General features: G+C 67.3%; 7 protein-coding genes and 1 tRNA gene. 4 read left to right on the top strand and 4 right to left on the bottom strand.

Annotated features, from left to right (window positions below; translation table 11 throughout):
• Nucleotides 1-92 precede the first annotated feature (92 nt).
• Nucleotides 93-803 carry a hypothetical protein gene (locus ABD301_RS37005; RefSeq protein WP_163569614.1) on the bottom strand — a complete coding sequence of 237 codons (711 nt, stop codon included), beginning with the start codon at nt 801-803 and terminating at the stop codon, nt 93-95.
• A 62-nt stretch (nt 804-865) separates the two neighbouring features.
• Here ABD301_RS37005 and ABD301_RS37000 point away from each other — a divergent pair, with 62 nt between their 5' ends.
• Nucleotides 866-1,003: a hypothetical protein gene (locus ABD301_RS37000; RefSeq protein ID WP_279581194.1), complete on the top strand. Its 138-nt coding sequence runs from the start codon at nt 866-868 to the stop codon at nt 1,001-1,003.
• Between the two features lie 435 nt (nt 1,004-1,438).
• Here the strand turns inward: ABD301_RS37000 and ABD301_RS36995 are convergent.
• Nucleotides 1,439-1,526: transfer RNA gene (locus ABD301_RS36995), tRNA-Leu, on the bottom strand.
• Nucleotides 1,527-1,667: 141 nt separating this feature from the next.
• Nucleotides 1,668-2,156 (bottom strand): DinB family protein, encoded by a 489-nt coding sequence (locus tag ABD301_RS36990; protein ID WP_344314781.1) that lies wholly within the window; start codon nt 2,154-2,156, stop codon nt 1,668-1,670.
• Nucleotides 2,157-2,196: 40 nt separating this feature from the next.
• Here ABD301_RS36990 and ABD301_RS36985 point away from each other — a divergent pair, with 40 nt between their 5' ends.
• Nucleotides 2,197-2,319 (top strand): hypothetical protein, encoded by a 123-nt coding sequence (locus ABD301_RS36985; RefSeq protein ID WP_344314780.1) that lies wholly within the window; start codon nt 2,197-2,199, stop codon nt 2,317-2,319.
• Nucleotides 2,320-2,638: 319 nt separating this feature from the next.
• On the opposite strand, the gene ABD301_RS36980 is transcribed toward ABD301_RS36985, so the two are convergent.
• Nucleotides 2,639-4,246 carry a glycoside hydrolase family 13 protein gene (locus tag ABD301_RS36980; protein ID WP_344314779.1) on the bottom strand — a complete coding sequence of 536 codons (1,608 nt, stop codon included), beginning with the start codon at nt 4,244-4,246 and terminating at the stop codon, nt 2,639-2,641.
• A gap of 85 nt (nt 4,247-4,331) precedes the next feature.
• Here ABD301_RS36980 and ABD301_RS36975 point away from each other — a divergent pair, with 85 nt between their 5' ends.
• Entirely contained in the window at nt 4,332-5,552 is a 1,221-nt protein-coding gene (locus ABD301_RS36975; RefSeq protein WP_344314778.1) for an ROK family transcriptional regulator, read from the top strand.
• A gap of 36 nt (nt 5,553-5,588) precedes the next feature.
• On the top strand, nt 5,589-8,303 hold the full coding sequence (locus tag ABD301_RS36970) for a right-handed parallel beta-helix repeat-containing protein (RefSeq protein WP_344314777.1): 2,715 nt from the start codon (nt 5,589-5,591) through the stop codon (nt 8,301-8,303).
• Nucleotides 8,304-8,327: the final 24 nt, after the last annotated feature.

Below are 8,327 nucleotides of genomic sequence, written 5' to 3'. Positions count from 1 at the left end.
CCGGCCCACCCCCAACCCTTTACCAAATAATACGAGAAATCCAGCACATCCTCGCCACCTGGGCCGGCGCATGCCATACCTGCCACCAAATTCTACGAACCTAACAAAGTACTACTAGTCGCATCCAGGGTTCTGAGAACGTCGCGCACCGCGCGAAACCTGTTACACCACACTGAAAACGAACCTGCTGCCTTTCTCCCGCAGCTGCACCAAACAACGCTCAACATCCAGGTCTGGCACGCGAAGACCGAGGGCTCCCCCGCGTCGGCACGCGGTTCCGGTGTGCAGCCGCAGAATAGCGCGTCGAGGATGCCGTCATTACCGCTGGAGCGGGCGGCGAGATTGATCTGTTCGAGCTCGCTGTCTGTGGGGGCGCGTCGGGTGCTGGGCAGCCGGCGGGCCTTGGTGACGCGGTGGGCAAGGCTGAGGCCGGGCGCGACGATGCCGTCGGCGATGGCACGGTTGTAGACCGCGCGGGCGGCGGCGATGACGTGTTCGCCGGCATGCCGGCCATGGCGGCGGTTAGGCCGCGACCGCGCGCTCGCGGCGGCGGTATGTTGCATCGCCTCGATATCGCTGGCATAGATCCGATCCAGCCGGCGGTCGCCCCACACGACCGCCAGCGGGCGCCAATAGCTACGATTCGCCCCCGGACCAGCGGCAGCGATCACCCGCGGGAGGTAGTCGGCGAATGTCGGCAGGACCAGAACCGCGGACTCGTCGTTGAGGAGGTCCGCGATGCTGACACCGAGCTGGGCGAGAAGCTGGCGGGCGAGCGCGGTACGCGAGCCCTCAACGGTCATGGCGACCGCCCAGCAGGTCCGCGTCCATAGGCAGCCAACAAGCGCGCCACTACTCCCCCGGCGTGGATGAGCAGCAGATCCTCAGGTACGACCGCCAAGAAAACGACTGGTTGATCTGGCTCGATTGCGCACATCCGCCGCACTGCAGCAGGCAGGCGGAGCGCGCCGCGGCTGTCGATCACATGCTGGCCAGCATGTGACGGCGTGCCCATAATCAACCCGGCCGCCGTGTCCAGGCTACGACGACGACCTGCGGTCCACTTCGACGCGCACGCCACAACACGGTCGTGGACGCTCCCGGATCCGTCGACTCGACCGATGCCAATTGCCAACGCGCCAGCCCCGCGAGCCCGCTCCAGCATCGACACGGGCAGAGTGGGCAACGGCGCTGACGGGATCTGTCGAACTGGTCGCCGCGCACCGGGAACCAGCGCGCCGACCACCTGTTCCTGCGCACACGCCGACAGTGCCTGGTCATGATCGGTCATGCCGTCATCATCCCGACCCGCTGACCTGCGGCAACGCGATACTTAGAGCGCTGTGCTACCCAACGCGCTAGAAGCGCGAGGTACGCCAAACCATGGTGTCCGCATCCCCAGTCCGGCGCCACCGGATTGGTAATAGTCCACCCATTGTGGTGTCCGAGGGGGGACTTGAACCCCCACGCCCGTTAAAGGGCACTAGCACCTCAAGCTAGCGCGTCTGCCATTCCGCCACCCGGACAGGTGTTTCTCGCCGCCAACGCTCAGCGGGAGAACTCCACCATAGCGAACCCGTACCGGGCGCCGGCAGCCCGGGGTGCGTAGGGTGCCGTGGCTCCGTACGTGGGTATGGCAGCGCCGTAGCCCGAGATAAAGCAAAGGCTTAGCGTGCGGCGGTGATTTGTTCTCGGAGAATGTCGCCGTGGCCGGCGTGACGGGCGAAGTCCTCGATCAGAAGCAAGTAGACGAATCGGAGGCTGACATCGCCGGCGAGAGGATGCGTTCTCGTGTCGTCGAGTCCGAAATCGGCGGCGATCCGCCGCGAACGTTCGCTGGTACGTTCGAATTCGGCGATCACCTCGGCCAGCGTTTCCCCTTCGGTGACAACGAAACTGCCGTCGCCGGGGATGGCGTTGCCGTCACATTCGGATGCGTCCAGACCGAGCAGGATGCACTGGAACCAGCGGCGCTCGGCGACGGCGGCGTGTTTGATCAGGCCGATCGGTGTCGTCAGCGAGGTGACCAGGCGCCGCCGCGAGTCGGCTTCGGACAGTCCTCGTACGGTGTCGATGAGCGCTTGCCGGTTCCGGTCGAGCATGTGCTCCAACATGAGACGCTCAGGCCCGGTGGTCAGCAGGGGCAGTACGGGCATTGCTCACTCAGCCTTCTCTGACATTGTCAATGGTTTCTCGGTGGCGGCCGTGATGGCCGGATCGCTGGTGACCGCGCCAGCCGCGTACGCCGACCCGGGTCCGGCGCCAACCCCGTCGAAGCCGCCGGCTTGGGCCGGCGCCGGGCGGCAGGGTCCTCAATGAGGATGGCTGGTCCGCCAACCTGGTCTACCAGTCCGACGGAAACCTGGTCCTCTACCGGTACGACGGCCAGGCCCTGTGGTCCAGCAACACCGCCGGCCAGGCCGCCTACCGAGCGAGCCTGCAGAACGACGGGAACTTCGTGCTCTACCACCCCGACGGCTCTTCGTACTGGTCCACCGGAACGAATCAGTGCACCGCGTCGAACGAAATCAACCAGCTGCATGTACAAAGCGACTGGAACGTCGTCATTTACCGATTTGAACGCGGAACCAACAACTCGACCGCGATCTGGGCGCTCTACGGAGGTGCGCACTGCTGATCAGGCAGGGCCGATCCAGACGGTAGTGTCGGTGGGCAGGTGACCATCGTCGAGCGGGCCACTGCTCACCAGTACGGTGCCGGCCGGCAGGGCGACCGGGTGCGGGCCGAAGTTGGTGATCGACTGCCAACCACCGGGACGGACGAAATGCAGCACCGGCTCGCCCGGATTCCCCCACCATTCCAGCTCCTCCGCGGCCTGCGATCGACGTCGTACGTCCAGCGCCCGCCGATAGACGTGGAGGATGGCGGCAGGATCCGCTTCCTCAGCCTCAACCGAGTACGCGCTAAACCACGCTGGCTGAGGAAGGTGGGCTTTGCCCGTACCGAAGCCAAAAGACGGTCCGTCGACGGTCCATGGCAGCGGAACGCGGCAGCCGTCGCGGCCTTTCTCGGTGCCGGCGGAGCGTACGAAGGTGGGGTCCTGCAACGCGTCCGCCGGCAGGTCGGCGACTTCGTGCAGGCCGAGCTCCTCCCCCTGATAGAGGTAAGCCGAGCCGGGAAGCGCGAGCATCAGAAGGGTGGCGGCCTTGGCGCGACGCAGGCCCAGCTCGAGGTCGACGGGCGGATTCCTGCCGTCGCTGAGCAACCACGCGATCTGGTCCGTACCGGACGGCAGGCCGTAGCGAGTCGGGTGCCGAATCACGTCGTGGTTCGAGAAAACCCACGTTGACGAAGCGCCGGACGTGGCCGCCTCGGTCAGGTTTTTGCTGATGATGTCCCGAAACTGCGCCGGATCCCAGTCGGCCCTCAGGAGATCGAAATTGAATGCCTGCCCGAGCCCTTCCGAGCTGGCATAGCGGACCCGGCGCTCGGCCGTGTTCACCCATGCCTCGGCGACGGCTGTACGGGGTGGGTCGTACTCGTTGAAAACCTTGCGCCACTCCGCATAAATCTCGTGGACCTCGTCGCGGTCCCACAGTCGCTTCGAACCGTTCATCAGGTCGGCGGTGTCGACGATGTCGGCAGGTAGCGGGTCTGGTAGATCCTTGGCGAGCCCGTTCGCCACGTCCACCCGGAAGCCGTCGACTCCACGGTCCGACCAGAATCGCAGCGTGGTCAGGAAATCATCCCTGACCTCGCGGTTCCGCCAGTTGAAGTCGGGCTGCTCCGGCGCGAACAGGTGCAGATACCACTGCCCGTCCGGCACCTGCGCCCACGCCGGTCCCCCGAACACGGACTTCCAGTCGGTCGGCGGCAGGTCGCCGCGGCCTTCCCGGAAGATGTATCGGTCCCGAGCCGGTGAGTGCCGCGGTGCAGCCAGCGCCTCCTGGAACCAGACATGCCGATTCGACGAGTGGTTGGGCACGATGTCGACGATCACTTTGATGCCGTCCGCGTGCAGGGCGGCGACCATCTCGTCGAAATCCGCCAAGGTGCCCAGCCGCGGATCTACGTCGCGATAGTCGTCGACGTCGTACCCACCGTCCGCCAGGGCCGACGGATAGAACGGGCTGAGCCACACCGCGTCGATGCCCAATGCCTTCAGGTACGGGATCCGTGAGGTCACACCGGGCAGATCACCGATGCCGTCGCCGTTAGCGTCGGCGAAACTGCGCGGATAAATCTGATAGACAGCGGCCTGGCGCCACCAGTTCGGGTCGGACATGGTGTTCCTTCCTGAATTAATATAGCTTCTATATTTAGACCCTGCAGATAGTCTGACGCGCAATATCCCCGAAATCAAGAGGCAGATGAGCGAACCCTCCGCGACTACCCCGCGCCTGCTGCGCCAGCTGAACGCCCGCAAGGTGCTCGGCGTGCTGTCCACCGGCGAGCCGCTGACCAGCACCGAACTCGTGGACGCGACTGGGCTGACCCGCGCCACTGTGCACGCCGTCTGCCAGGACCTGATCGAACTCGGTTGGGCGCATGAGCTGGAGAATGAACGTACGACCGGCAGCTACCAGAGAGGCCGGCCATCTCGTCGGTTCCAGTTCAACGACCGAGCCGGGTTTGTGCTCGGCATCGACGTGGGCGCCTTTAAAACCACCGCGATGGTTGCTGACCTGCGCGGCCAGGAGTTGGCCCGCTGCGGTCTGGCCTTCGCGGACGTGAAGGTGCCGGCGGCCGAACGGGTCGACACTGTTGACAGCGCCGCGCTGGGCGTGCTCGAGGCCGCCGGCGTGCCAGTCTCGTCGGTTCTCGCCGTGACGGTCGGGGTAGCCGCTCCAGTCGACCGGAACGGGAAAGTCGCGGTTTCCGACCAGTTCTGGAAGATCTTCGACATCGACCTCGGCGCGGCCTTACGAGACCGGCACGGCTGGTTGGTTCAGATGGAGAACGACGCCAATCTCGCCGCCCTCGGCGAGCGCTGGCAGGGGGTCGCCCGGGGCGTCGACGACCTGGTTGTGCTGCTCGCCAGTGAGCGCATCGGCAGCGGACTCCTTGAGTCCGGCCGGCTCCTGCACGGTCGCCGTGGCGGCGCCGGTGAGCTGGCTTTCCTGCGACGACTGGAAGGCGTCGGTACGGTCGACGGCATCGCCTCTCTCGCGCGGCAATGGGGCACTGAGGCAGTCGCCAGCGGTGAGCACGCGACCGTAATGGCAGGCACAGTCACCGCCGAGATGGTTTTCGCCGCAGCGGCCGGCGGCGACCAGGTCGCCCTCGACGTTCTCGATCGGCTCAGCACCCGGATGGCCAGGATCGTCGCCGCCATCAGCGATTTGCTCAACCCCGAGCTCGTCGTCATCGCCGGCGCTGTCGCCCAAGCCGCCGGCGTACTTCTCGAGACGATCCAGGCCCGGCTGCCCACCTTCGCCAACAGCCCACCCCGGCTCGCGGTCTCCACCCTCGGTGACGCGGTCGTCGCCATTGGCGCGATCCGGCACGCGTTGGACTACGTCGAGGCGAACCGGCTGACTTTCGCGACAGCATCAGGTGAACCGAACGATCGGTTCCACTCCCGCCGGTGACCGAGATGGCGCTCCGCCATGTTCCTTGCTGGGTCCGTGAACCGGTTGGCTCCGGCGTCCGTTACCGAGACCATGACCGCCACCACGCCGCGCGGCGCCGCACCGGTGCCGGTACGCACGCAACGCGTCGCGCCTCGAGGATGGGGCAGCCACCGCACCATCTCGGCTGCCTTGCGGGCGGCGTCCAACGGCTCGGTGATCAGCGTGGCTCCCGGGGTCTATCACGAGAATGTGCTGGTCGACCGGGACATCAGCATCATCGCGGACCGTGAGCACGGCGGCGTGGAGCTGGTCGGCGCCGACGGTCCCGCGCTGGTCAGCCGGGGCGGCACGGTGGAGGTACGGGGGCTGGCCGTACGCGGCAGCGGATCTGGGGCTGCCGTGCAGACCAGTGCCGGGACGTTGACCATGGTCGACTGCGAGGTCTCGGACGGCTGGCTGGAGGCGGACGGCTATGCCACCCCGGTGCTGCGCGGCTGCCGCGTCCACTCGGTCATCGGCGCGGGGCTGCGGGTCCACGGCGACGCCAAGGTCGAAGCGCTCGGGTGTGCCATCGAGGGGGTGGACGGCGACGCGGTCGTGGTCGGCCAGTCCGCTCGCGCAGGCCTGCGCGACACCGTGATGCTCAGGCCGTCCGGCCACGGAGTCGCGCTGTCCGATCGGGCCTTCGTGGAGCTCGCGAACTGTACGGTCGCACACACCGGCGGCGTCGGCGTACACGTCGATCGGCAGGCCCGGGCCGTCCTGCGCGAGTCGAAGATCACCGACACCGCCGGCGATGCGATCCAGCTGGTGGGAGGAGCGCTGGACAGCACGGTCGCGGAGCAGGATCCCTGCACTGTCGAAGCGACCGGGACGACCATCGCCCGCAGCGGCGCGCATGGCCTCTCCGTGCACGGTGCGGCGCATGCGGTCGTGCGCGAATGCACAGTGAACACGGTGGCGAAGAGCGGCCTGATCGCGGAGGCAGGCGGGCGGATAACAGCTGACGACTGTACGGTCTCCGGCAGTGGCAGTACGGCCCTGGTCGCTCGCGGGGCGCGGGTCGAAGCGGCCGACTGTACGCTGTCGCGGGCCGGCGCGAACGGTGTTTTTCTGGACGGTGCGGCCCATGTCACGCTCCGCCGGTGCATCGTCAGCGGTTCGTCATTCAGTGCCGTCCACCTCGCCGGCGAGGCGGTCGCGGAACTGGACACCTGCACGGTCGCGGAGTCCCCGCAGCATGGCGTACGGGTCACCGGGCAGGCGATGGTACGGATGACCGGTGGGCGCGTGGAGCACGCCGCGATGTCCGGCGTACAGGTCGAGGAGACCGGTGACGCGACGGTCCGGCACACCACGATCGAGCACGCCGCGGTGGGGATTCGGGTGCAGACGCCGCACCGTCCGCTGTTCGAGGACTGTACGGTCGGCGCCACCACGCAGGCCGGGATGGAGGTCGCGGCCGGCTGCGGACCGACCGTACGGGACAGCCGGTTCACGGACAGCGAGGGCGCCGGGGTGTTCCTGGACCGGGACAGCAGGGCCACCATCGAGGACTGCGTGATCCGCGACAGCAAGGGCAGCGGCCTGGTGGTGTGGGACGGGGCCCGGCCGACAGTCCGTACGCTTCGCGTCGAGCGCTCCGGCAAGAACGGCGTCTACCTGGCCACCGACGCGGCCGGCGCGCTGGACGACGTGACCATCACCGAGAGCCAGTTTCCGGCGATTTTCGTCGGCAAGGGCGCACGCCCCCGGTTCCGGCGCTGCCACGTACAGAACACCGACCGCGACCTGAACGTCCTGGACGGCGGCGAGCCGACCTTCGTGGACTGTACGACGAACGACGTGCGCGCGGTCAGCATGCCAGCGACCACCGCCGTCGCGCGCTTACTAGTCAGCGAGCCGGGCGGCATCGCGGCACCGGCGCCGCTGTCCACCGATGGGTCCGAGGTGGACGACCTGGATGACCTGCTGCGTCAGCTCGACGACCTGGTCGGCTTGGCCCGCGCCAAACACGACGTGGGCACCCTCGTACGACTGATGCAGATGGTCAAACGCCGGCAGCAGGCCGGCCTCGCTCCCCCGCCGCTGTCCCGCCATCTCGTCTTCGCCGGCAACCCGGGCACCGGCAAGACCACCGTCGCGCGGCTCTACGGGCGCATCCTCAACGCGCTGGGCATGCTCGCCCGGGGACATTTGGTGGAGGTCGACCGGGGCATGCTGGTCGGCGAATACGTGGGCCACACCGCACCCAAGACCCAAGCGGCGTTCCGTCGAGCCATCGGCGGGGTCCTGTTCATCGACGAGGCGTACGCGCTGGTGCCTGCCGGCCAGTCCAACGACTTCGGCCAGGAGGCCATCTCGACCCTGGTCAAGTTGATGGAGGACCACCGGGACCAGGTCGTGGTCATCGTCGCGGGGTATCCGGACCAGATGGGCCGCTTCATCGCCGCCAACCCGGGCCTGTCCTCGCGCTTCAACCGGACTCTCACATTCGACGACTACACGGTCGACGAGCTGGTCGAAATCGTGGTGCACCACGCCGCCGACCATGAGTACGAGGTGCCGACGGCTACCCGCGAGGCGCTGGTCGGCTACTTCTCAGACAGTGCGGGCGGCCAGCGCTCGGGCAATGGCCGGTTCGCCCGGCAGGTTTTCCAGGAGATGACCGAGCGGCACGCGTACCGTGTCGCGGACCTCGACGAACCGACGAAGGAGCAGCTCAGCGCACTGCTGGAGGCCGACGTACCGGAGCCGGCGCACGGCTAGGAAGGACACCCATGGCAACCGAGA

It is taken from the genome of Fodinicola feengrottensis (genome assembly GCF_039530045.1).
Lineage (GTDB): Bacteria > Actinomycetota > Actinomycetes > Mycobacteriales > HKI-0501 > Fodinicola > Fodinicola feengrottensis.
The sequence above is the reverse complement of the archived record's forward strand: the minus strand, read 5'-3'. Positions and strand labels throughout refer to the sequence as shown.

Excerpts from the sequence above, each read along its gene's own strand:
- ABD301_RS37005 (WP_163569614.1), bottom strand. The coding sequence starts at position 803 with ATGACCGTTGAGGGCTCGCGTACCGCGCTCGCCCGCCAGCTTCTCGCC.
- ABD301_RS36990 (WP_344314781.1), bottom strand. The coding sequence starts at position 2,156 with ATGCCCGTACTGCCCCTGCTGACCACCGGGCCTGAGCGTCTCATGTTG.
- ABD301_RS36980 (WP_344314779.1), bottom strand. The coding sequence starts at position 4,246 with ATGTCCGACCCGAACTGGTGGCGCCAGGCCGCTGTCTATCAGATTTAT.
- ABD301_RS36975 (WP_344314778.1), top strand. The coding sequence starts at position 4,332 with ATGAGCGAACCCTCCGCGACTACCCCGCGCCTGCTGCGCCAGCTGAAC.